Consider the following 23,753-nt stretch of genomic DNA (forward strand, 5'->3'; position numbering starts at 1 on the left):
TTATCACCTCTATAAAGTTAGCACCAGGGGAAAATCAACGTATCCCCCCTAGACTCGTAGCGGGATTTTTTTGACGGGCTGTTAAGTCTTTGTCTAAGTGAAAAAATGTAGAAGACCGTCGGAAAAATAGCCGGCACCCCGCTAACTATTGACAACAACAAAAACCGTGTGTCACGCGCTTGAAACTACTTAGCGTTACTTCAAGTTCCGATCGCTCTGGCTGACGCTACTCTGGAATATACCCGCCAACTCGATAAAAGACTTGAACCGCGTGACACATAGCAAAAAGCTACTACTCAAGACGATAGCCCAGTTGACACCACAAGTGATGAACCGCGTGACACATCAGATAACATCATTTTTCCCGGTGTAGCTGTAGCACTTTTAAGCCCTGGGTCAGGATAGGGATTTTTTCTGATAAAGTTTTAGTAGGTGCAAGCCTAGGATGGAATTACAAACGCTTCTGACTTACCTGTAAGGAAGTTGATAGAAAGGGCAAACAGCATCTACTTGTATTTCAGAATGAATCATTACTTCTCCCTGCCAAGTCATATACTGAGAACCAGGAATCTCCAAAATCAAATCTGCATTTGCATTATGACGGTGGAATTTAATATCTGGTGTTTTCTTAGAAAACTCATTCTCAAAGAATAGAAGTGGCAGTTTACTGATGCGTTCTGCAATTGACTCTATATTATATTGGGAGGCGGTATCATTAACAGCGACATCGCGAGGCAGTTTTATTTTGTGAAAGTGACGAACAGTTCTGGCTATTGCAGCCCTCAAATGATCACCAACTCGGTAGAGATTTGCAAAGTGATAACGTAGGTCACGATTTAAAGAAATAGCGGTTATACCCCCGGGATGAATTTCACAATCAGGACCTATATGCCCATTAGGTTGCATCCCCTCTAGAAAATACCCAATAATGCGATCATTTTTAGGGAAAGTTTGAATACTTGTCTCTACAGTACGTGCAACTATGCCACGTCCCCTTGAGTACATCATTATAGGACGCAATTGACTACCATTGTGTTTAATCTTATTAACAATAGGAGCAAAGGATTCTCTGTAGTCATTGATTGCATTCCGAAAATCCTTATAAGCAGGGTGTCCGACCTTATCCAACCAACGGTCTGAATGTTTTTCGTGAACCTTGCTATCATATGGATGAATAACTTTAAGAACACAATAGCAATCATCAATGTGAGATTGTAAGGCGTGTAGTAATTCTTTTTGTAAATCAGGCAACTTCTTTAAAGGATAATCTAAATTTCCATCAGCATTAAACAAAGCCGTAGAAATCCGATCTATTTCATCTAGAACAGCATTGAAAGACTGTATTACTTTCTGTATTGAGTTACTATAGATTGAGAACGGATGCCGTTGGGTATGATCTTTATGATAGGTAAAGCTTTCATTGAGAAGTTTTAAACAATTAAATGCTTTAGGCTGCAAGTTGCCATCTCTATGTGTTTTACGTTCGAGGTTCATAGGAGCATAAGTGAGTCAGGTTGTATTACAAGTGTAACACATTGAGTTTGATTAAGGACTGCTAAAGCCTCGGCGCTAATGTCAATATGTCCCAAAAGTATGGGAGTAACTTGTCATTGACCTCTTTTCTGCTGCCAATTGCTTAGTTTTGGGGGTGAATTATTGAAATCGCATTATACATCTTTTGCCTGTATGCTGACCTTGCTGTAGCGGTTACAAGCTCTAGGCGGGGAAAGTGTTGTACATAACTTCTTCTGTTTACAATAATCCTGCTTGACGCTGGTTCCCGGCAACTGCCACACTCCCCGCTTAGTTTTAGGCTCCGGCTCTCGGCTTTCGTAGCATCCCTTCAAGGGCGCTCGAAGTCAGGAATTTTCCTGTTTCATAAACGCAACGGTTTTCGGTTTTATAATTGGTGTAGTGATGCAATGGATAAGTTAAACTGTATCCAGTGTAATGGTGTACCAATTAAATGAAAGAGTTATTAACTAATGGAAGACAATAAGATTTCTCAATTCATTCAAGCGCTTGCATTCTTCGAGCTAGAGTTAGAAGAAATGACCGGGAAGCCCGGTTATGAAGATAGAAGAGGCAAAGTGATTGCGGTAAGGAAAAAAGGCGATACATCGCGGATACTGTGCGCTTATTCCACCTATGACGAACTGTTAGACTGGGCAAAACAACAATTTAAACATCCTAGTTAACGCTTTGGCTGAGGATAATTTCACACTCTTTCACCACCCTTGGGAAGCCGCCACACTTCCTGCTATTTCGATCGCCCCACACAACCTTGGTGTATACCCATCGTTGGCGCACATCAACTCTGATTCTGTTTGCGATAATCCCAAGGACGCTGGCCACCACCAGGAAACCGCCACACTCCCAGCTTTTGCGATCGCCCCATCTCCTCTGCGATATCGAACGCGCTGCGGTTGTGGCAATTGCTGCTGTACTGTTTGTAGTGATACGCCATACCCGCTTTGAGCATTTCCTCTTGCACCGATTGTTCGCCATCCCGTGTATCGAAGAGGACTTCAGCCACAGTGCGGTTGTACTTGTCCCGATCCATTTCCACAACGATGACTTTGTTGGAGGCTTTGGCGATTAGGGAACGCAAATAATCTCGCGATTCGATACCCAGCGGTTGTTTGGCTTCCGGCGCATCGATGCCGCACAGTCGGAGCTTTTGTTCGCGATTGTCACACTTAACCCGAAAAGTATCGCCATCGTACACCGAACCATCAACCACTTGGCAGCGCAGGGATTCGGTTTCGCTGGGGCGCTTGGCTAGTTTGGGTTTGTCGTTGTCGGGTTGGTGGAAGTGAAACCAAATCAAACCTGCGATGGCTAACAGGGGTAAGGCGTTGAGGAACTTATGCATTTATTGATTCCCAAACGCTTTTTCTATTGCAGAATATGCCAATTGTCGGTCAATCCACTTCTGGCAATCTTTAAAGGATTTGGCATCTTTAATCAATAGCTGGCAAAAGTATAGTCATTTATAGACATGGGAGGCTTCAAGTCCCTCCCCCTTCACTTTTACTTTGAGCGGATTAACCCGCCTCGGCTGAACTACGCAGCTCCCTATCCCATTGCTGAACGCATTTGGGATTGCTTTTCTGAGGATGTTATACGAAGCGTTGATATCAGAATTGATTAATTGACCAATTGATGTTTTGTACAAACCTCGCTTGATACGCTTACCAGTAAACACAGGCTCTTTTTCGGTTTTTCCATAAACAGGAATTGGGTCTAAACCTAAAAAACTGGAGCGGGATGTGTAGGATTCTTCCTGCACAATTACTTCGATTCCAACCAGTCGAGCTTTGTATTCTAACATTTCAATTAATCGAGAGTGAGGAATACTAACAAAGTTTTGGTTGGTTTGCGAACCGAGAGCAATTTCAGTTTTCCACTGTGCATTCCTGCCAATTACTAGCGTCCCAATTTTTTTTGTATTTAAAATGGCAACAATCAGGCGACTGGCATGATGCAAGTAATTATCAACTTTTTGGTTGCGACAACGAGTTAAGCGCTGAATCCGGGGTGAAGTTTTGCGGTTCCCTTTTAACTGGGATTGTAATCGTGAAGAGCGTTTGTTGTAGAACTGGTTAATCGATTTCAATGGTCGCCCGTTAATCAACAAAGGGATAAATCCCGGTTGATTTGAAGTTAACGCCACTAAATTGTCCAGTCCCAAATCAATACTAGCTATATAATTAGCGTTGCTGATGGTGGACTCCGGTTCATCATAAATCACCTCAATTACATAAGAATCGCATTTCGGAACCAACCTAACTTGACAAATTTTGTCAGGGCTGATTTTAGTTTTAATTGAGAGTTCAGTGCCGGAAAGTTTAATTATTCCGCTTCTCAACTGCTTGCTACTAATCGCCTGAATTGTGTAGACGAGAAGGTTTCGCCCTTTAAGTTTATCTTTGTACTTGGGTAATTTTGGGCGACCAGTGAATTTAGAAGAGTCGGTTTTGTAAGCTTTAACAGCTTCAAAAAATGACTTCCAATTCTTATCTAGCACCATCAAAATTTGCTGACTAACTTTGGCGGGTAAAGCCTTATATGATTCATGAGATTTCATCAATCGATTCATCTCGTTGTAACCGACATAACCCCATCCGTAAATAAAGTTCTGACGGATGACATAGTTAGCGGCATTGTACAGATTCTTGGATTTGAAGGCTAGTTGGTCAATTTCGGCGAAACGAGGTTCTGTTGATTTAATGATATGCCTTTCTGCTAGCTGCATCTGAGACTTCCATTTTTTGAGTTGTACTTATTCCTTGTTTGGCGCACTCATAGCAATATGATACCATTGTTGTCTATAATTGCCTACAAACTCAATAAAGTTTTACAATACACCAATTGTCTGACTTGTGACGGGAATGTCTAAGGAAATGTTGTCCTAGGAATTACTCTTGTAGCCAAGCAGTCAAATGGTCAATTGTCTCTATGGCAGCAGCAATTTTTTCGGGAGTAGGTATCTTTGCTCTTGAGTTTTCCATATCGCAATATTAGACAACAGGGGAGGTACTTAGCAAGACTTCAAAAAAATTTAAGCCGAAATAAAGCACAAACTCGTTCGGAGTTGATATTAAACCACAAAAAGTTAAGGGATTAAGCGCGAGAAGATATCCCCTAACGGGAGAAGTTGAAAACAATTAGCTTCTCAAAGGTTATGGACTCTAACACGACTTTAATTGGCTTCTCAAATACTTGCTCTAAACCTGACAACGCTCCCCCCAGTGAAGTCAAAGAAGTGGTAGCGGTAATTTTTCCTTTTCTCACTCCGCCTCCTTTCGCTCAACTTCCCTTTAAAGTAGGCGATATCGTCAAATCTGGCAACCATTACGGCACGATAACAGCCCTCCATCAAACCGATAGACCTGTAATAATTACTTGGGATGCTAGTAACAACGAAGATAGTTTTTCCTGGAATTATACCTTAGATGAAATTCGGGTGCTTAAAATATCCCTTGTGCCTCTGTTTATTCCTCAAAAAACTACTGGAGAACTTCCCGCTTGCACAACAATCGTACTAGCTAATTCGCAACAACTACAATTCAGTAACCCCACTACTTTCCAAGTAGAATCGCTCACTGAACATCACATTCTCATATTTACTCTTGACCACTATTATCTCTTTCCCATCAACTTGTTCCCTGGCTACCCAACAAGTTGTGCCATAGATGTTTTTACACCCGAACAATTAGAAGCCAGTCGCTTTTTGTCTTTCAATGACCTAAAAATTAGGGCTAAGACCCATTTATTTTTTGAAGTCCCCGACAATTTCTTAGAAATTGTCCTACCAATTCAAAAGCACCAAATCAAAGAGAAATTGACTAAACAATTGAGTACAGAAAGTTATCACATTCTCGACTTTGATATTGCTTGGGAAGAAGCCTGGGAATATTGCCTTAAACATTTAGCTAAGAAACATGGATGGAGTGGTTTTCGAGAGGGCGATTGCCTCGAACAACGCCGAAATCAACTGGAACAAAGGGGAATAGTTATTAGTTTGAATATTCAGGCACTACGCCCATTTCAAATTCAATGGGACAGTGGAGAAATTCAAAGCTACAGCTTGACTGAACTCAAAAGTTTAGGCATTACTCATATCCCAACTCTTATTAAATTATCGCCCAATGTTGCTTACCAAGTTAGCGAAGACGGCTCTTACTTTAAAGCTTGGATTGGTTTCCGTACTAAAGCGTTAGCTAAGGCTTGGCTAATAGTTATTAAAAAGCTAGTTGGTCGCCTTAGCTACCTAATTGATTGCCAAATTCCAGAACTTCAACATACAGGTTCTAAATACGAGTATGTTGTAGAAACTCCCCGACATAAAACTTTAAAGAAGCGCTTAGAAGCTCTGCGGGAAGTGGCTGAACTTGATTTAGAAAAGATGCCAAAATGATGGGAATTGGGAAGAAAATTGGCTATTCTGTAACCAATGTAACTGCGATTAAAAACTCTGTGACCAATCCGGAAGATAAATCGCCTAGCGGCGAAAAATGTTGACTTTCTCTACTTATAAATACCAACAACAAGGAGCAATCCGAGAAAGTCAGGGTTTACTACACCACTTCAATTAAAAGTGCTGACGAGCTAAAAGTTAGAAGATGAAAAAGATGAAAGAAATCAATATTTGGTCTGGATGCAGCATCGGAATTGGGGCAGCATTAACTAATCCCACAGAGTTAGCTTTTAGAAAAGGAAAACTCAAGAATCACTACCCAGTTGAGTTCAATGGCAAGGTTTTCCGTGATGCTGAAGCTGCTTATCAAAATCACAAATTTGGACATTTGCAACAAGATATGACAATAATGACAGAAATTATTGTTGCGAAACTTCAACAACATCCACGATTATTAAAAACAATCGCAAAATATGGTGGAGTTGCTTGGCTTGAACAATGCAATCACATTGTTGGTGTGCGCGGCTCTCGTTGGGAAGGTCTAGGCAGAAAAAGCAATTTCATTCAATGCTTGATTTCAGCTTATATCTTGGTGTGTTAGTAAGAAGCAATTGCATTCTTCACAAAGACTCAAGGAGTAATCTTTGAGTCTTTTACTGGCTATCCAAAAATTTGAGGAATTTTACCATGAACAAAATAGTAATGATTTCTGGCAGTCGTTCCATCCAGGAATTGCCATCAGAGGCTCATACATCTCTCAATCGCATCATTGAACTAGGGTTTGAAGTCAGAGTCGGTGATGCGCCTGGAGTTGATAGCTTAGTTCAGCAATACTTGCGGTCTAAGAACTACGAGAAAGTTTTGGTTTACTATGCCTTGTTTAGCGGCAATGGCAAACCCAGAAATACTTCTGGTTATACAGTTGTTGGTATTAGCGGAAACTATAGCGCTCGCGACATCGAAATGTGTTCGCATTGTGACTACGGATTAGCCATTTGGGATGGACATAGTATTGGCACAACAGTGAATATCAAACGAGTTAAGAAAACCAAAGTTATTATTGTTTAACAACTAACAACAGCAGCAAAATCAGCTCAGAATTATCATAAAATTCAGAGCTGATTTTTAATTAAACAATACTTCGTACAACTTTTGTTATTAATGACATAATCAGAGTTTTAGGTAAGTTCCACTAAGGAAAAATCAACCATTCTAGCCATTTTTTCTGAAAATAGGAACTATTGTTATAAGTCAATTTTGATTTGAATGTTCCTCCATACTCCCCCTCAAGCTAGCGCTTATTAGGATGCGATCGAATTAGCATTACTGTACACTAATGATTCAAACTTTACTAGAACGACCGCAGGAATTTACACAATTTCCCTTCACGCTCAAACCGCAACAGCAGCAAGCCCTCGACAAATTGAGAACCTTTCTAACCACTACCGAGTCATTCTTCTTGCTGTGCGGCTATGCAGGAACTGGAAAATCCACAATCGTCTTTCAAATTATCCAAGAACTCTTGAGTCAAAGCAAACGCATTGCCCTCACAGCACCTACTAACAAAGCAGTCGGCATCCTCAGAAAAATGGCAGCGTCTCAAGGCATTTTCGGAGTAGATTTTATGACAATACACCAACTTTTAGGATTAGGCCTGGTCAGAAAAGAACAAGAAAAAGCTTTGTCACAGACAAGTTCGAGCAGCCTTCACCTCTACGATATCATCTTCCTCGACGAATGTTCGATGGTCGGAAGCGAATTGTGGAAATGGATAGAACGCAATTTTGAACGCACATTCTTCAATCACCGCAAGCTAATTTTAATGGGCGACCCCGCTCAACTCAATCCTGTAGGAGAAAAGAAGTCGCCTGCTTTCAGCATTACCAATAAAGCTGTACTGACCCAAGTTGTCAGGCAAGCAGGGGAAAGCCCTGTACTCGATTTCATAACAGAATGCCGCTCTTTTGTCAATAGCAAAGCCGACATATTTTTGCCGCATTCCAAATACAAGAAAGGAGACAAGTCAAACGGTGCATTCAAAGTCAAATCAGAAACGCTGCTACAATATGCCGTCAAAACGATCGATCGAGAATTTGGTCAAAATCCCGATCGCTTCAGAATTCTGTGCTGGACTAACAAACGAGTCAAATACTACAATCAGCTTATCAGAAAGCAAGTCTACGGTCAAGCTGCACCCAGATTTGTACCAGGAGAAAGGCTAATTACCAAAAAACCCGTCATGGCACCCGATGGGAAAACCGTAATTTTGCCGACTTCAACGGAATTTACCGTCAAGGAAGTTGAAATTAACCAGCACGGAGGCTATCGAGTTTGGCTGCTAAAAATTGTGACTGATGACGGTTTATTTCGGCAAATCTTTGTCCTGCACGAGTCGGAAAATAAGCGCTACCAGGCTGAACTTAAAGAAAAGCTAAAGAGTGCTAAACGCAATGGATTTCTTTGGAGAAAATATTACTGGTTCAAAGATGACTTGTTTGCTGAAATTGACAATTGCTTTGCTCTGACAATTCACAATTCCCAAGGCAGCACTTTTGATGAAGTTGGCATTGACGGAAGCGACCTTTTCAGCAGATTGTTAATCGGCAAAGATTTGAGCCGTCAACAGAAACTTAAAGAGTACCATCGACTTTATTATGTCGGTGCAAGCCGCTGCCGATATCGGATATTATTTGTTGCCCCCAATGACTCGTACTCAAACAATAAAATTCTCAAGTACAATGTAAACTTCTCAAGTACAATGTAAAGTCCTCAACTAATAGGTAAAGTCCTCAAGTAACAGGCACAGACTTTTGTTAAAAACAGTCAGTAATGCTCAACTTTCAGAAATTGTTTCCATCGGGACTTACGCTGCATTCCTTCTATTTTTACACTTTTGTAGTAGTAACGTAACGTGTGCCATCAGCGCTCTACAAGTAGAGTTTGTGCGTAAGTCCTATTTATAAAATAAGAAGAAAGAGAAGATGTAACTTATAAATTTTTGTGAATCATTTAGGATTGCTATATTCTCTTTCCCATTATCCTTCCCATTATCCTTCCCATTATCCTTTCCCTTATCTTTCCCCTTTCTCACTCCCTTTCTCAGGCACCATAACAAGTGCTGCTACCGCAGCGGCCAATCGCACCCCTGACACCAGGCTAATTATGGCAAAATCTCGACTAACAGGAACACCGCCTCAAGAGGAAAATTTGGAGAGAAGAGTTAAGAAAAAACGCTCGACTGCCACAGCACATAATTCTGCAAAAACTGTGAAGAAATCAGTCAAACCAACAACTGAAACTGACTCGGTTTGCGAACCCTCAACAATCTCTCCACAAGAAGTAGAAGCCTTGCAAACTTGCACGAGTTTTGCAGAACTTCCAGCAGTCGATTCTTCTTCTCTAGAAACATTCTCAAATGAGGCAATATTGCCTTCCCCTTCTCCTCTCCCATCAGCTATTGAAGTTGCCTGCAATTCAAGAGAATTCAACGATTATATACAAGCCCTGAAAGGCATCATTCCCAGCAATAGCAGCCATCCCATTTTGTCCAATATTTTGATTGAAGCTGATGCAGAAACTCAACATTTGCATCTGACTGCTTACAACTTAGAATTTGGAATGCAAGTGAGCTTTGGTGCGAATGTCAATCAATCTGGAAAGCTTACCCTCCCCGCACCCATACTTGCTGACATTCTGGGAAAATTTCCTAACGGCAGCCTCACCTTAAAGAGTTCTTCTGAAATTATTAAAGGAAGCCACGTTCCATCAGTCAGTGCCACTCTGAGTGCGTCAAGAAGCAAGCACGCCATTCGCGGGCTAGCTGCGGACGAATTTCCGGCTATCCCCAGCGTTCAACAGAAACTTGTAACGCTTCCTGCTAGCGTATTAATTTCTGTCCTAAAAGCTAGCTTATTTGCTGTAAGTTCTGAGGAAAACAAACGCATTTTAACAGGAGGGAATTTTCAACTCAGTCACGACGCAGACAGAGGACTCGATCAACTGAGAGTGTGGACGACAGATGGGCATCGGGTAGCAATGGTTTTAGGATTGAACGAAAGCAGCAATTCCCATCTTTTGAGCAGTCAAGTAGTTAATTTTACTGTCCCTGCTAAGGTACTCCGGTTATTGGAGCGTTCTTTGAATTCTGCTGACAAAGTTACGATTTACTATGAAGGTTTGCCAGAGCAACCTAGTAATTTTGTCGCATTCGAGTGGAATAATTGGCGGTTGACCACGAAGTTGCTAGAAGGGCAATATCCGATTTGTGACCAAATTATCGCTCCCTATCGACATCAATTTAGCCATCAAGTGGTGGTTGAGAGGCTGAGCTTTTTAAAAGCCTTAGAGAGGTTAGCTTCTCACAGCGACAAGTCTCACCTAACAGCTATTTTAGAATTCGATTTAGATGCCCAACAATTGCGAGCATCACTCAACAATACTCTCAGTTCAGGAACTGAGACAGTTGATGCTAAATTCTGGGGCTGTGAGTTTTGTCTCAAGTGCGACATCCGCTATTTGATTGATACAGCCAAAGCGATTTCCAGCTCAGATTTGCGGGTGTTAATGGCAACTCCTACCGCTCCCCTACTGATTGCACCGTTTGGAACGCCTGCATCGGGTACAGAGGCTTTAGAGTGCGAATATATTGTCGCTCCGCAAGAATAGTTGAAAGGTGGGGTGGGGCATCTAAATTTTATGCTCTCCCCTACCGCAATCGTATAGCCAAAACTACGCAGAGTGTTCGTATATGGTGTAATAGGAGGCAAACCCCCGATAAACAGCCCCGTCTTTGGTGTTGCGTAAATTATATATAAATCCTACAGATTATGAAGTGCTGTATCATCAGTTTGACCGACCTCATGCCGTTCCTGTGGCGATCGCCCGGAAAGCCTAAAAATGGTTTACCGAAGCGTCCCAAATTCAGATCTAATCATCCCGCTCTCCTGCACAAGAGCAAATGCTGCTTCCCCCAAAATCCGGTGTGCGGCAGTCGTAGGATGAATGCCATCCCAAAACAAAAATCGATCGGGACTACCGCAAACACCTCCTCCCGATAAACACGCACCCGTCACATTTGTCAAGCCATATTTAGCCGGGTTTGCGATCGCTTCCCGATAAAGCGCATTAGCATCCAGAGTCGCAATCTTTAAGCCAGAATGCTGTTGATTTAATATCTTAACCGTTCGCCTCAAACCCTGATTGTGTGCTTGTGTTAATGCAGTGAGCCTTGCAGAATTAGCGCCTGTTCGCGTCGCCGGTAACTGCCCCAAATCTGGTAAATTTGCCAACAGGATATTTTTGGCACCCACACCAGCAAGAGACGCGAGCGCCTTCGCCACATTTTCAACGGGAATATTCGCATTATTTACCCCCTGCAAATAGTCATTCGCACCCGCCCACAGTACATACACCGCATGAGGATTTGCCTGTTTTTGGGAGTTAGTCCATGACTGAACTTGAGCTAACAAACCAGGGACAAGGCTATTGCGATCGCTCCCCGTTGTTGCACCTCCATAAGCAAAATTAGTGACTCGTTCGGGCGGCAATTTCAGGCGCTCGGCAAGATACTCTACCCAAACTTTACCATTCGAGTAACGCCCTTGAAAGTAAGTCGAACGAGGCGGATATTGACCCCCACTCGCTCGAAACACCGTTCCCATATCCGAAAGGCTGTCCCCAAATACATAGAGTTGATTGACAGCCTCAGAACTTTGAGCCGATAGGATGAGTGCAACCATAAAAGATAAAAGCGCAAGAATTACTGCAAAAAACTTTTTTTTCAACATTGTTAAAAGTTTTAAATAAGTATTTAATTTTAATTTAGATTGAGCATTTTTTTGCCCTATATGTACGTGATAGCGAAGGAAATAGCGATTAATTAATTAATCACAAAACAAACTCAATTTCTTACCTCATACATTATGTTTTTTAATATAAAATATTATTTTTGACCAATAATTACTAATTTTTCCTCCGATTTTTGCAGTTTGCAAGGTATAAATCAACCAATTGTAATTACCCGATTCGCCATTCGCTATTTGTAATTAAAGCTCGCAATAAAAGATTGCAAATTAACAATTACGACTTGTTCAGTGGAAGGAACCTCTACAGATTGTAATTGTTGCGAATGGCGACTTAACAATTACGAATTATTTTGATACTTTTCTAATGGTATCTAGCTCATAGCGCTGTGGAGGGGACGTAACCGTACATATTTTGGGTAATTACCCCATAAAGTTAGGCAAGAGTCGAACAACCGGACGATCGATCGAACTGCTGCTGGATAATGCCTCCCCTATCGGGGAATAGTTACCAGAAGTATTCTAACGACTCAAAATGTACCAACCACTGCACCTCAAATACCGCCCCAAAAACCTACAAGAATTAGTGGGTCAAGACACCATCAAAACAACCTTGACCAATGCCATCACCTCCGACAAAATTGCTCAAGCTTACCTATTCACTGGCCCCAGAGGAACAGGCAAAACTTCAACCGCTCGCATTCTTGCTAAATCCCTCAATTGTTTGAATAGCAAAAAGCTAACCGCCACTCCTTGCGGGGAATGTTCAAGCTGCAAAACCATTGACTCCTGTTCAAGCTTAGACGTAACTGAAATCGATGCTGCCTCTCACAATGGCGTGGATGATGCCAGAGAATTAATACAACACAGCAACTTTGCCCCAGCGATGAGCCGTTACCGCATTTGGATTTTAGACGAGTGCCACCAACTCAGTACCAGCGCTCAAAATGCTCTCCTCAAATGCCTTGAAGAACCTCCGGCTCATGTGGTATTTATTCTCTGTACGACTGAAGCACATAAAGTCCTGCCGACAATTATCTCCCGCTGCCAAACTTTTAACTTCCGAGCCTTGTCAGTTGATGCTATTGTCGGACAATTGCACAAAATTAGCTCCGCTGAATCTATTGAGATCGCAAGTGAGGCCATGCGGGCGATCGCTCGCACCTGCGACGGAGGGTTAAGAGATGCCTTGCAATTACTCTCTCAGCTTTCACTGCTAAACTCAGAGATTACCCTAACTCAAGTTGCCGAAGTATCTGGCAGTATCAGCGAGCAAGAGTCGATCGCCCTTCTCAAAGCCATTCATTCTGGCGATACCTTAAGCGTACTGCAATCTTCGAGAACGCTCATTGACAGCGGCAAAACCCCCAAACTGATTCTCAGCAGCTTGCTAGCAGCAATGAGAGATTTGCTCATTGTCAAATCAACGCGCCACTGCCAGAATTTAATTGCAGGGCCAGTAGGCTACTCACAACTGCGCTCGCTCGCTCTTCATCTCGATTTTGAAACAATTGATGCGGCTTGTACACAATTGCAAAAATCAGAATTTCAATTGAGAACTAGCACCAATGCTGCTACCTGGTTAGAAGTCTGCCTGCTGAACTTGATGCTGTCTTGCAAACCCGCTGCCCCCGAAACGCGGTTGCCGGCAACTTCCCAATCTAATCAGCCTGACAAATTTGATAAAAGTCCTCAAAAAATAGAGGCAGATTCTCCTGACTTTGAGACAACTTGGGCGCAAGTAGTAGCAGCAGCGAAACCAGGCAATCGTAGCCTCTTAAACCGCGCTCAAATTGCCGAACTTTCTGCTGATTCATGTGTGTTAGCAGTAGAAAGAAAGTACGCGAACAAGTTTCAGAGTCACCTTGAATCCGTGCAGCGGATTGTTACTAAAGCTTTAGGCCGCTCTGTTACTGTCACTGTCAAACAACAGGAGGAGTTAGCAGCATGATTAGCATCCTAATTGGGAATGATACCTACGCAATTGAACGAGAAATTGAAAAGTTTAAGACTCAAACTCATCCTCTCTGGCGAGATTTCAACATCCATCGGTTTGATGCTTCTTCCCTGGATATAGCTATTTCTGCGGCTGCTTCAGTTCCTTTTGGTGTCGGAAGTAAACTTATCGTAGTTGAGAATTGTGATTTCAAGCAATTTGGGGAGACGGGGCTAGAACTACTGCAAATCTTGCCCCATTTACCCGCTACAACGCACTTAGTTTTCACTGCTGCTGTTATCGACAAACGGCTCAAGGTAGTCAAGCATTTATTGCTGTTTGGTAAACTTAAGGAGTTTACTCTCATTCCTCCTTGGCGTACTGATTTAATTGAAAATGCGATCGCTGCTACTGCTAAACAGATGAATCTCTCAATTGCCAGAGATACTGTCAGTTATCTAGCGGTAGCGATTGGTAACGATTCTGCTAGAAGAGTTAGTGAACTGGAGAAATTAGCCATTTATGCTGCGGGCGATCGCATTACCAAAGAAGCTGCTAAAATCCTCGTTCCAGCTACCACAGCCAACTGTTTTCAACTGGCAGAAGCTCTTTTAAAAGGTCAAGCAGTGGCGGCAATTAAGGTGCTTGATGAATTGCTATCTCGGGCAGAGTTTTCTTTAGCAATTATTGCTACTCTTCAAACTCAGTTTAAAACTTGGCTGTGGGTAAAAGCTACTCTGGATTCCGGCGGCAAACTTTCTGATAGCGAAATTGCTAGTATGTGCGGAATTAGTAACCCCAAACGGCTGTATTTCCTCAAGCAAGAGGTTAAGGAAGTATCTGCGAACTTCTTAAGTCGATCGCTCTCCATTTTGTTTGATTTAGAAATTGCTCTCAAAACAGGAGATAAGCCTGACTCGATGTTGCCTGCTTTGCTCAGCATCACTCAACTCACTCACCTTAAATAACAGGAAAGCGCTGCCGAGTTAATTCGGCAGCCTTTCATTAACGGCGTTGTTAAAAAAGCTGTTGTTTCATTACTCATCCAAGTTTTTTTTTAACATTTTTGGCGTAATATAATGTACAATAATTTCAGATTTGTTGCCAAATTTTACTGGAACTAAAGTCTAAGAGAGTCGCTTGCATCGAGCGGACTAAATAAAGTTTTGCTCGCTTTCCGCTTACCATATTTTTTCTGTAAGGTAATTTCGTCAATGCGAGTTACAACCGACCCAGCAGGTGGAGTTGTATTGTTGGCCCGGATGCTTGGTGCAAGTCGTAGCTGTATGATGTGACGTTGCCAAATACATCTGTCATCGATTTGACCTGTTCCAAGGCATCATAAACTACTGATTGACTGTTACCTTGGGAGGTTCTGATAGCGACGATTAGGCCCTCCGAATCCTCGTCGTATTCCATCGTTTAGGTGTGAGTTTGACCGTTGAGTCTAAATGTAGTTGTGGCGACTTCTATTTGACCGTATTGAGTCGGAATATTCGGAACATTCGGTGTCGAATTAGACCTGAAAGTTAACTCAAAACCCTGCATCGCACCAGTCGCTTCTGTTACAACTTATTAATTATCACTCATAGCGATGGCTTTTTGCCTGCATATTCAGGTATGCTGAGGAAATCAATAGCTATAAAAACCGACAATAAAATTGTGTTAAAATGTAAAGGTGTGAGGGCATGATTCCCGAATTTGATGAGAACGGCAACTTGCCACCAGGAGTGTATTGGGCCGAATGGGAAGAATTCAAAGATCGCTTTGGAATAACACCACTTCGTACTCGCATGATAGATGGTTTGCAAATGGCAATGGAGCAGCTAAAGGCAGCAGGATGCAGAACAATTTACATCAATGGTAGTTTTATTACTAGCAAACTAGCTCCTCAAGATTTTGATGCTTGTTGGGATAGAGAAGAGGTTGATATGAATTATCTGAAAATTCATGCTCCTCGACTGAGAAATTATGCAGATAGAGCCGCACAGAAAGCTCTTTATCGCGGTGAAATCTTTCCGTCCGACCAGCCAGTCGGTAGTTACGATCTAACTTCCTATGAATTATTTCAACGGGACAGAGAGCTGCATCCTAAAGGAATTATTGCTATAGATTTAGTAAGGTGGTCGCCATGATTAGAAATAAAAAGCAATATGAGTATACCCAAGAGTTAGCGAAAAGATGTGAATCTACGCTAGCCCAGTATGACGCCCAAGATGAAGAGGTGAAAAAGAACGATCCTTGGTGGTTAGTGATGCGTGAATCTATCCAAAGTCATCTGGATACTTTTAGGGCAGAAATAGCTGAGTATGAAAGATTGGTGGAGTGCGATCGCACTCAAGACCTCAAAATTGAAGTAGATTCGATTTTAGAGCTGCCAAGAGTCTTAATTAAAGCTCGAATTGCTGCGAAAATGACTCAAAAAGAACTTGCGGATAGACTGGGGCTGGAAGAAAATCGAATTAAGCAATACGAAGACTCAGATTATCAATGTGCGAGTTGGGTGGAAATTATCGATATTACTGAAGCTTTAGCGGTTGAGCTGAAAACAGCTAGTTTTGTGGTGGATTTTCAGGAGATGGAAGGGAGGAAAAGTTCTCTGGCTGAGTTTGTAGAACGACAGCGAAAGCAGTTAGAATTTAAAGCTCAGAGAGTCGAAAAATAGTCATTATTTATTGTCCAATACGGTTCATTTAAGACAGTCCGTTCAGTAAAACGATGTGAAAAACAGACGGGATTGCTTTCCTACCCTTCACCGAACGCCTTCGGCGAACGGATCGCGAAAGCTAACGCGAAGACGCTCGCAATGACAAAAACAGTTAACCCAAGCGTATTGAGTTATTGTCTAGATATCGCAGCAGTTTTTGAGGGTACAATCGCACTCTCATCTCTATTTGTATAAACTTCCGAGCCGCAATAAACTTACCCACTCTCAACATTATTACACTTCTCAGTGAAAATCAGTTAACCGATCTACTCAAAAAACGTTTAATAACAGCTCATCTTTCCTGCATCATCCAAACGAGAAAGCCCAAGATTTGCTCAACAGGAGGTAGTGGATAATCTGTAAGGTCAATGGACGCGCATTGCTCTTCTAGTTTAAGAAACCGCCAAACTGTACCGCTAGTTACCGTTCCGTAAATCGTCGATATCGGCTGTTGCTTTTGTTGATTAAAGCGTTGAGCTGCAACCATTTCTGCAAGGCATTGCCCTAGAGCCAGTTTAAGGTCTTCTTTTTTGGCTTCCACCAATACAACCGCAGGGGCTTTAATGTAGAGTTGTTCCGGGGAACGACTCAGGAGAAAGTCAACATAGCCTGTGAGTTCAGCCTCCGGTTCTACATTGAATTCCTCGCCGGAAAAAACGCTAATCAGTCCTTGAAGCTGGCGTTTTACTTCTAGTAACACAGGATTGATAATCCCCTCAGAACGAGCTTTTTCGCTACTCACCGCGATCGCCCAGGGAATCGTTTCTTTAAGAGTATCCTGTAGTAAAACACTAGGAGTCACTGGGAGGATTTCTGGTAAAAAACGCGCTCCTTCAATGATTGTGAGATGAAAATCTTCTACAGCTTTGCTGAGAGTGAATTTACTGTAAGGCATAGGTTTATTATCCTTAATTGGATACTATAACACTTCTGAGTTAAATGAGGTAAGTCTGGTAATTGGTAAAGTGTACTGTACTAATTATATAGCCAGTCTAAATAAGTTGTGAAAAAAACAAGTTTTAAACGAACCGCGAAGACGCGAAGCACGCGAAGGTCGGAAAGAGAACAGAGTTTCACGACTCCTGCAAGACTCACTATAGTGCCTCACGAGGCGGGGCGATCGCGCAGTGAGGTGGAAGTCTACCGATTTGTTGGTTCCTGAACCAAAACCCATAATTGCTACCAAAATCAGTCCGACTCCCAGTTTTTTTATTAGGCTTTGCTTAATCAGGGTATGAAAAAAATAATTTAAAAATTCAGAAGCTTTGTGATACTGGTTTCTATGATTTGCATATTTAGTCTTTCATACCGTAAATCAGCAACGCCTTTTATTAATTTCCTCTCTCGTTCTTTTTCCTACCTATCGGTAGTAAAAGAGAAAAGATTCATTCATAGAGTGACCAATGCCTCCCAATTATATCAACCTTCTTTCCCAACTAATAGCCAGACATGATTTTCACCCAAATAACTTTCCAGAAGCAAGCCATTTGCAGCCAACTGCAACAGCCGATTTGTGTGAGTTTTTAGGCGAAGAGGTTATTTATCAGACAATCGCGACTGCTACAACTCCTAAGCTCTACAAAATTCCGCAAGACTTGCCGCCTTCAATAATTTCTGCTTTGCACAGCCAAGGCATTCAACAGCTTTATTCGCACCAAATTAAAACACTCAAAGCCGTGCGCCAAGGCAAAGATGTCATCCTCAGCACAGCAACAGCTTCTGGCAAATCTTTAAGTGCGTACTTGCCTATTTTAGAGGGCATTCTCCAACATCAATTTACTGCACTCTCTATTTATGGCTTGAAAGCTTTAACAGCCGACCAAAGTCAAAAACTTGCCGATTTGCTCCAACTGATTCCTGAGCCTGCGCGCCCGCGCCTTGCCCTTCTAACTGGAGATACTCCTCCCAAAACCCGAGAACAATTATTAGCTGCAAATCCCAGCATAATCAGCGCCACACCAGAGTTAATTCACTATGCGCTGAAAGGCGTTCACTGGAGTCAGCCTTGGCAGCATTTTTTAAGTCGCCTCCGCTATATTGTCCTAGATGAAGCTCACACTTTTAACGGAGTTTACGGAGCTAACATGGCTAGCTTAATTCGCCGCTTAAAATTGGCAGTAGACGAGCGCGGAGGTTGTTCTCACAAACTGCAATTCCTGATATTGAGTGCTACCGTTGGCAATCCCGTTAAATTAGCGAAGTTACTATCTGGTAGAAGTCGAAAGCGAAATATCAATAAACCCGAGCGGTTAGTTTGGATTAACTCTAGCGGAGCTGCTGTCCCAGAACGGCAATTAATTGTTACTAAACCGACTCATGATGCTAATTCCGATGTTGCTCGCATCATTATGTTTTTGTTGCAGCAAGGGCAAAGCGGAATTTGCTTCGGTAACGGCCGACAAGCAATTAAGAACTTGTGGGCCACTTTTAAGCAAGAAGCTGTAACTCAAACTAACTCGGGAATTGAGTCGCAAGTAGCAATTTTCTACGGCAGTTTAACAAGCGAGCGCCGCATGGAAATTATTAACTCTTTGCAGTCAGGAACAGTTAAGTGTATCCTCAGCACTAGCGCTCTCGAAGCAGGAATTGATTTGCCTCAACTTGACTTTGCTATTATTAGGGGATGGCCGGGAAGCTTGCAAGCTTTTAGGCAGAGGGCTGGCAGGGCCGGTCGCACAAACTCCGGTTTAATTGTCTTTATTCCTATTGCACAATCACCTTTGGATAACTATTTTGCCGATCGCCCTGAATTGTTGGTGTCAGCCGAATCTGAATTGGTGAGCTTTAATGCGAATTATCCCATAGATATTGCCAAACATTTGATGTGCGCGGCTGTCGAAACAGGCATTCCGGCCAATAAGCTCAAGCACTACTTTGGCAAGAGCGCTCCTCAAATTGCAACGGCTTTAATTGAGCAAGGTGTTCTTCACAGAAGCCGGGATAAATTATGGGCTAAGGGCTTTCCCCATAAAGATGTAAACTTTCGAGGGGGAACGGGTTCTAGCACGATACAACTGGTGGATGCGGAGACTCAAGAAGAGATTGAAGTCCTCAGTGCGGAGATTGCTTATCGAGAGGTATTTCCTGGTGCTATTTACCGCACGCAAAACTCAGACGGCTGTTTGGTGACTTATACTTCGCGCTCGCTCTTGAATGGCAAAGCTATTTTGCAAAACACCCCTGAAACTCGACTGTTTACTGTAGCGATTAGCCACACTCATACCAGCCTCAAGCAGAATTTGAGTTTGCCTCAACAAATCCCGTTGGTCATTCCAGAAGTTGAAGGAAATGTTCAAACCAATTCAACGGATAGTAAGGCAATTCCAGCTCAAGCTATTCTGGAACTGGTTTGGGGAGAAATTAGCCAACTCGTCACTGGTTATCAATTATTAACTCGCAATTACGAGTTAACTTGTCTCAATAGAAAGTGTGTCAATTACAGAGAGCATTTACCAAAATGTACTGCCTGTCCTGTTTGTGGCAAGAGAACTCGCTCTGCTGAGCTAACATCGGTTCTTAATGAGGTAAACTTTGAGCAACCTTACGAAATCAAATTTGCGACTCCTGTACTGCAAATTAGTTTTAATTCCCCGGTTGAATGTTATCTGCAACAGGTAGTAACAGCTACTCGCCAGGAATTGCTTCAGTCTCAACAGCCGATTCCTCCCGGATATCAGCAGTTGTGGGAGTCCCCCGCGAATTTGTTGGCTATTCACAGTTTCGGCCATCAAATTTTAGCAGCTTTACCTCTGACTATTTTGGCTTCACCTAATGATGTGAATTTTCTGGTAGAGAAGAGAGGTGCAAATGACTATGCAGGACTCTTTTACGATTTAGCCGAAGGGGGTTCGGGAACCTCGGAAGCTATTTTTCGTTCTCTCCCTCAATTAGCTCATGCGGCTGCTGAGTTAGCCCGCAGTTGTTCTTGCAGTTCTGGCTGTCCTAAATGTTTGATTCAGTCGGGATGCCCTGATGGTAACAAAGCTTTACTCAAGCAGGTGGGGCTGCTGCTATGCGAAGCATTTTCTACTCCTTAAATATCAAAAAATTGGTGGAATAGACGGCTGAGAAATGGGAATGGGGAGAGAGAAATAGGGAAAATGGGAGTGGGGAATAGAGTGTAGCTTTTTTCAAACAAAAAAGCTACGCTCTATTCCCCATTTGTTTTTACTGTTTTCATTAAACAAGACGCTGCTTGCATCAACATAGAATTGTGCGAACCGCTACTGCGGTTTTTAGGGGTGCATTTTTCAGACTTGTACTCATGAAAAACAAGCTTGTCTTGCCAATCATTGACTCCAAAACTAGAGAGTCAACGCTGTTACATTTCAGAAAGCAACCCTATAAACCAAAGAAAAAGCAAGCTTTAATTCCTAACCTCAAACGAGATTTAAAGCATGGCTGGCTTTTAACAATTCTCGCACAAATAGACCGATGTTTATGGGGAAGGTGGGATTATTGGGCTTTGTGTCAAGCTGTCCCCGCTCATGCCTGGATGCGGTGGAAGATGGAGCCAATGCTAGCCATTCTGGAGAACAGAAAACCAGAAATTTTACCCAAATTTGTAATTGAGGAAACTTTGCCAGCAGAACCGATTCCCCAAATCGAATGGCAGCATTCTCCTACCGCAGAAGCCATGTTAGATAATAGCCTCAATTGCATTCCTCAACATGGAGAATGGAAAACTTGGTCAGCTTGGGACTATTTGGAGTTTTTCTTGGACTGGGTTTTGTTCGCATTCGGACATCCAGCTTACAAGATGTTACCCAAAGAACCGGCCGGCTGTGAAGGTGCATCAATGCGTCTTTATCAGATGTTTGACCTGTCAATTCTCATGCTGTATCCTGAAGATTACATGGGCCGGCTGCTACCCCAAATTTGCGGAAAGACTGCTCAAAAAAGTTCAGGATTTTATCCGACACCCTTAGTTTTGTGTCAGTTCATATCTAAGTTAGTCAGTGGTGATAAAACAGAGCGAATTTCCAGCTTCAATGAACCTGCGTGCGGTACGGGTGCTTTAATGTTAACACAGTCGAATTACTGTCTGAGCGGTATCGGTCAAGATATAGACCCTACTCTATTAAAATGCGCTTTGTTTCAGTTTTATCTGTTTTCACCTTGGCTGGCTGTTCCGATTTGGTGGTTGGGTCAAACTGATTTGCTCCTTGGCAATACTTTAAGTAGCGATCGACCCCAATCAATGAACGCCACTTATTGGTACAATGAGTGGTTTGAGCCTGTCGAGTCTCAGGCTAAAAATCATACTGATTGTCCAGTCGAACATGAAATAAGTTCAGGAGAAAGCTCAGAAGTTATTGACTTGAATGATCAGACATCAATTCACTCAAATCCAGTAATTCAAGAAGTTGTTAAGGGCAAACGCCGATCCAGAAAAACGACAACATCTCCTCACCAATTTACGCTGTTTAATTTGGACGATTTTTAGCCCAATACGTACCTAATTCTCACTTGTGGCGGCGGGCGTAATGTTATGAGTAGGCTGGACTTCAGAAGCAAAACTGATTGTAGAAGCTGCTGCTTTGAGGACTTGTTCCGCCCAATCTGCTACAGCCAGCCCTTGAGTTTTAGCCGCATCTTGAATCTGGGCTTGTAGGTGTATCGGGAGCTGTAGAGTTAAGGTAAAAGTATCTCGTTGGGCTCGTTTTGCCTTTTTGACTAACTCTGGCTCGATCCATCGATCGAGCCACAATTTACATTTAGATCCTCGTTCGTTACCATCTTTCTCAATAAAGCTTAGTTTGCCTAGCTTTTGACAATAAAAACTGTGAGGGTCGTCTTGAACAGGCTCAAAACTGCAATGATAGCAATTCCAGCAGCTTCGGCATTGAGTTGCTGTCTGACTGGATGTTGCTCCCAATCCCTCAGCATTCTCTTGAGTGGCTGCTGAAATCTCACGGTTTGACGATGGATGATTGGCCCAGAGAGTTCGTTGGTTTTTGGAACTGTTCTCGTTGTTAGACTTATTCCTCGAATTTTTTTTCTGGTGTTCTTCAACAACTCGGGCAACGTGAAAAGCCGTAAGTTTGCCGTTAGGAGCAGTAGAAACGGCTTGGGCCCAAGCCCTAGGCTGCTCTTGGGAGGGTAGTGCTGTTAGAGGGCGAACTTGGCGCTCATTGGCGGGAAGGATTTGTGCGCCATGGCGCACATTTTCATAGACGGTTGCCGCTTCAATCAGTTGGTAGGCCCAGCGACGAGACATTTCCCACCGATTAGTGCAATAGTCTTCAAAAGTCGAGAAGTCTTGTCGGTAGAGACGCCGATCCCGGATCTGGCGCAAAGCTTGCCCTATTTCCCAGAAAGCTTTCAAGCTCCGTTCGACTTTCGCTTCCAAGCTGCTTAATTCTAATGCTTCAGCATCAGTGAGCGTACTGCTGTGGGCAGACAAATCTTTAGCGTCGGCTTTGTTTAGGTGGCAGTCCTGTGCAACTCTCGCAGGGAGTTCAGCGCTGCGAACAACAGAGAAGTTATGTGCATCAGAACCGCGAACTGTTTTGGAGGTTGACATTGATGTTCCGTCCGTCTTGCGCGGTGCAAGATTAAGTATTGCATAATGCAAGAGTAGTTGCGTAATCGATTAAGGCTTTGATGGCTCAAATTTTGTAGAAAAGGGGTAAAATACAGCAGGGGCAGTCAAAAATGCGATCGTCAAAAAATTGCTCAAACCTTGCAAATACAAGGACTTTACCGTTAAATAGATGTATAGTGCCAGGTAATTTATCTGATCCGAGGTAATTTATCTGATTCTCGAAAGATCCTGTCTCAATCCCTCCCGTAGCGAAGAGGTTTCTATGTTACAAAAAGTAAAATAGTGTACTGTAATAGCGTCAGGTAAGTACTTGTGACTGTTAGCTCTGTGTCTTCTCTTATACTCGATCGCCAAAAGCGGCTGACTCAGTTGATCGAGCTGCTGCTGAAAGAAGGCTGGACTCAAAGCGCTTTAGCGTCCGCTATCGGAGTAGATTTTTCAACAATATATCGGTGGTTAAAAGGAAAAACGATACCCGAATCCGATTCTAAGAACTTTCGGCAACTGGCAAAGTTAAGCGGTGGCAGTACCAAGACTCTGCAACTTTATTTGGATGGAGAAATATCCCTATCAGTTTATCAACGCGGTTTGGATGAGGTGGCGATCGGTCAAGTGAGTGGCAGCAAGAGGATAGGCTCTGAAAAAATTAAAAAAGAAGTTTTAGCAAAGATTTATTCCCTCGATCCAGATGATATTGCCGATATCATTTCTTCATCAGTAGCATTTTTAGCCAAACTTGTATAGTTGGTAACAAGCAGCCTGCACCCTTACGGTTTTCAGTTGAGAAGCCGGAAAAATCACTGTCTCATTTCCCACTCCCCCCCTGACTTCTGGCGATC

21 protein-coding genes are annotated in these 23,753 nt (G+C 42.7%); 13 read left to right on the plus strand and 8 right to left on the minus strand.

The window, feature by feature from the left end:
• Positions 1-468: 468 nt before the first annotated feature.
• Positions 469-1,494: a hypothetical protein gene (locus tag QUA54_RS09395; protein ID WP_333414297.1), complete on the minus strand. Its 1,026-nt coding sequence runs from the start codon at positions 1,492-1,494 to the stop codon at positions 469-471.
• Between the two features lie 491 nt (positions 1,495-1,985).
• On the opposite strand from QUA54_RS09395, the gene QUA54_RS09400 reads away from it, so the two are divergent.
• Positions 1,986-2,198 (plus strand): hypothetical protein, encoded by a 213-nt coding sequence (locus QUA54_RS09400; protein ID WP_333414298.1) that lies wholly within the window; start codon positions 1,986-1,988, stop codon positions 2,196-2,198.
• A 113-nt stretch (positions 2,199-2,311) separates the two neighbouring features.
• Here QUA54_RS09400 and QUA54_RS09405 read toward each other — a convergent pair whose 3' ends face one another.
• Positions 2,312-2,875, minus strand: a complete 564-nt coding sequence (locus tag QUA54_RS09405) for a thermonuclease family protein (RefSeq protein WP_333414299.1) — start codon at positions 2,873-2,875, stop codon at positions 2,312-2,314.
• A gap of 114 nt (positions 2,876-2,989) precedes the next feature.
• Positions 2,990-4,258 carry a transposase gene (locus tag QUA54_RS09410; protein WP_333414300.1) on the minus strand — a complete coding sequence of 423 codons (1,269 nt, stop codon included), beginning with the start codon at positions 4,256-4,258 and terminating at the stop codon, positions 2,990-2,992.
• A 429-nt stretch (positions 4,259-4,687) separates the two neighbouring features.
• Between QUA54_RS09410 and QUA54_RS09415 the strand changes: the two genes are divergently transcribed.
• From QUA54_RS09415 to dnaN, 5 genes are all read left to right on the plus strand, one after another.
• Complete coding sequence (locus tag QUA54_RS09415) at positions 4,688-5,923, plus strand: hypothetical protein (RefSeq protein WP_333414301.1); 1,236 nt, start codon at positions 4,688-4,690, stop codon at positions 5,921-5,923.
• A gap of 214 nt (positions 5,924-6,137) precedes the next feature.
• On the plus strand, positions 6,138-6,524 hold the full coding sequence (locus QUA54_RS09420; RefSeq protein WP_333414302.1) for a hypothetical protein: 387 nt from the start codon (positions 6,138-6,140) through the stop codon (positions 6,522-6,524).
• A gap of 86 nt (positions 6,525-6,610) precedes the next feature.
• Positions 6,611-6,991, plus strand: coding sequence for a hypothetical protein (locus tag QUA54_RS09425; protein ID WP_333414303.1), 381 nt, complete (start codon positions 6,611-6,613; stop codon positions 6,989-6,991).
• Positions 6,992-7,259: 268 nt separating this feature from the next.
• Positions 7,260-8,687, plus strand: coding sequence for a DEAD/DEAH box helicase (locus QUA54_RS09430; RefSeq protein ID WP_333414304.1), 1,428 nt, complete (start codon positions 7,260-7,262; stop codon positions 8,685-8,687).
• Between the two features lie 398 nt (positions 8,688-9,085).
• A complete protein-coding gene (gene dnaN / locus QUA54_RS09435) occupies positions 9,086-10,588 on the plus strand; it encodes a DNA polymerase III subunit beta (RefSeq protein WP_333414305.1) in 1,503 nt (500 codons plus the stop codon).
• A gap of 236 nt (positions 10,589-10,824) precedes the next feature.
• Here dnaN and QUA54_RS09440 read toward each other — a convergent pair whose 3' ends face one another.
• A complete protein-coding gene (locus tag QUA54_RS09440; protein WP_333396543.1) occupies positions 10,825-11,661 on the minus strand; it encodes an SGNH/GDSL hydrolase family protein in 837 nt (278 codons plus the stop codon).
• Between the two features lie 598 nt (positions 11,662-12,259).
• Between QUA54_RS09440 and dnaX the strand changes: the two genes are divergently transcribed.
• Together dnaX and holA are read left to right on the plus strand one after the other, a co-directional pair.
• Positions 12,260-13,675 (plus strand): DNA polymerase III subunit gamma/tau, encoded by a 1,416-nt coding sequence (dnaX, locus tag QUA54_RS09445; RefSeq protein ID WP_333414306.1) that lies wholly within the window; start codon positions 12,260-12,262, stop codon positions 13,673-13,675.
• The gene (holA, locus tag QUA54_RS09450; protein ID WP_333414307.1) at positions 13,672-14,628 is read left to right on the plus strand and encodes a DNA polymerase III subunit delta; all 957 of its coding nucleotides are present in this window, start codon (positions 13,672-13,674) and stop codon (positions 14,626-14,628) included. Before dnaX ends, holA begins: the two co-directional genes overlap by 4 nt.
• A 253-nt stretch (positions 14,629-14,881) precedes the next feature.
• Here holA and QUA54_RS09455 read toward each other — a convergent pair whose 3' ends face one another.
• Both QUA54_RS09455 and QUA54_RS09460 read right to left on the minus strand, forming a co-directional pair.
• Positions 14,882-15,079, minus strand: coding sequence for a hypothetical protein (locus QUA54_RS09455; RefSeq protein WP_333340758.1), 198 nt, complete (start codon positions 15,077-15,079; stop codon positions 14,882-14,884).
• Positions 15,080-15,082: 3 nt separating this feature from the next.
• Positions 15,083-15,208: a hypothetical protein gene (locus QUA54_RS09460; RefSeq protein WP_015179671.1), complete on the minus strand. Its 126-nt coding sequence runs from the start codon at positions 15,206-15,208 to the stop codon at positions 15,083-15,085.
• Positions 15,209-15,348: 140 nt separating this feature from the next.
• On the opposite strand from QUA54_RS09460, the gene QUA54_RS09465 reads away from it, so the two are divergent.
• Entirely contained in the window at positions 15,349-15,795 is a 447-nt protein-coding gene (locus tag QUA54_RS09465) for a DUF6932 family protein (RefSeq protein WP_333414308.1), read from the plus strand.
• A complete protein-coding gene (locus QUA54_RS09470) occupies positions 15,792-16,325 on the plus strand; it encodes a helix-turn-helix transcriptional regulator (protein WP_333414309.1) in 534 nt (177 codons plus the stop codon). Before QUA54_RS09465 ends, QUA54_RS09470 begins: the two co-directional genes overlap by 4 nt.
• A gap of 334 nt (positions 16,326-16,659) precedes the next feature.
• Here QUA54_RS09470 and QUA54_RS09475 read toward each other — a convergent pair whose 3' ends face one another.
• A complete protein-coding gene (locus tag QUA54_RS09475) occupies positions 16,660-17,262 on the minus strand; it encodes a hypothetical protein (protein ID WP_333414310.1) in 603 nt (200 codons plus the stop codon).
• Positions 17,263-17,770: 508 nt separating this feature from the next.
• Here QUA54_RS09475 and QUA54_RS09480 point away from each other — a divergent pair.
• Positions 17,771-20,404 carry a DEAD/DEAH box helicase gene (locus QUA54_RS09480; RefSeq protein ID WP_333414311.1) on the plus strand — a complete coding sequence of 878 codons (2,634 nt, stop codon included), beginning with the start codon at positions 17,771-17,773 and terminating at the stop codon, positions 20,402-20,404.
• 227 nt (positions 20,405-20,631) lie between these two features.
• Positions 20,632-21,813, plus strand: a complete 1,182-nt coding sequence (locus QUA54_RS09485) for a hypothetical protein (RefSeq protein WP_333414312.1) — start codon at positions 20,632-20,634, stop codon at positions 21,811-21,813.
• 12 nt (positions 21,814-21,825) lie between these two features.
• Here QUA54_RS09485 and QUA54_RS09490 read toward each other — a convergent pair whose 3' ends face one another.
• The gene (locus QUA54_RS09490; RefSeq protein ID WP_333414313.1) at positions 21,826-22,893 is read right to left on the minus strand and encodes a hypothetical protein; all 1,068 of its coding nucleotides are present in this window, start codon (positions 22,891-22,893) and stop codon (positions 21,826-21,828) included.
• A 333-nt stretch (positions 22,894-23,226) separates the two neighbouring features.
• Here QUA54_RS09490 and QUA54_RS09495 point away from each other — a divergent pair, with 333 nt between their 5' ends.
• On the plus strand, positions 23,227-23,658 hold the full coding sequence (locus QUA54_RS09495) for a helix-turn-helix transcriptional regulator (protein ID WP_333103620.1): 432 nt from the start codon (positions 23,227-23,229) through the stop codon (positions 23,656-23,658).
• The last annotated feature ends 95 nt before the right edge of the window (positions 23,659-23,753 follow it).

The sequence above is a fragment of the Microcoleus sp. MOSTC5 genome, assembly GCF_036701825.1.
Lineage (GTDB): Bacteria > Cyanobacteriota > Cyanobacteriia > Cyanobacteriales > Microcoleaceae > Microcoleus > Microcoleus asticus.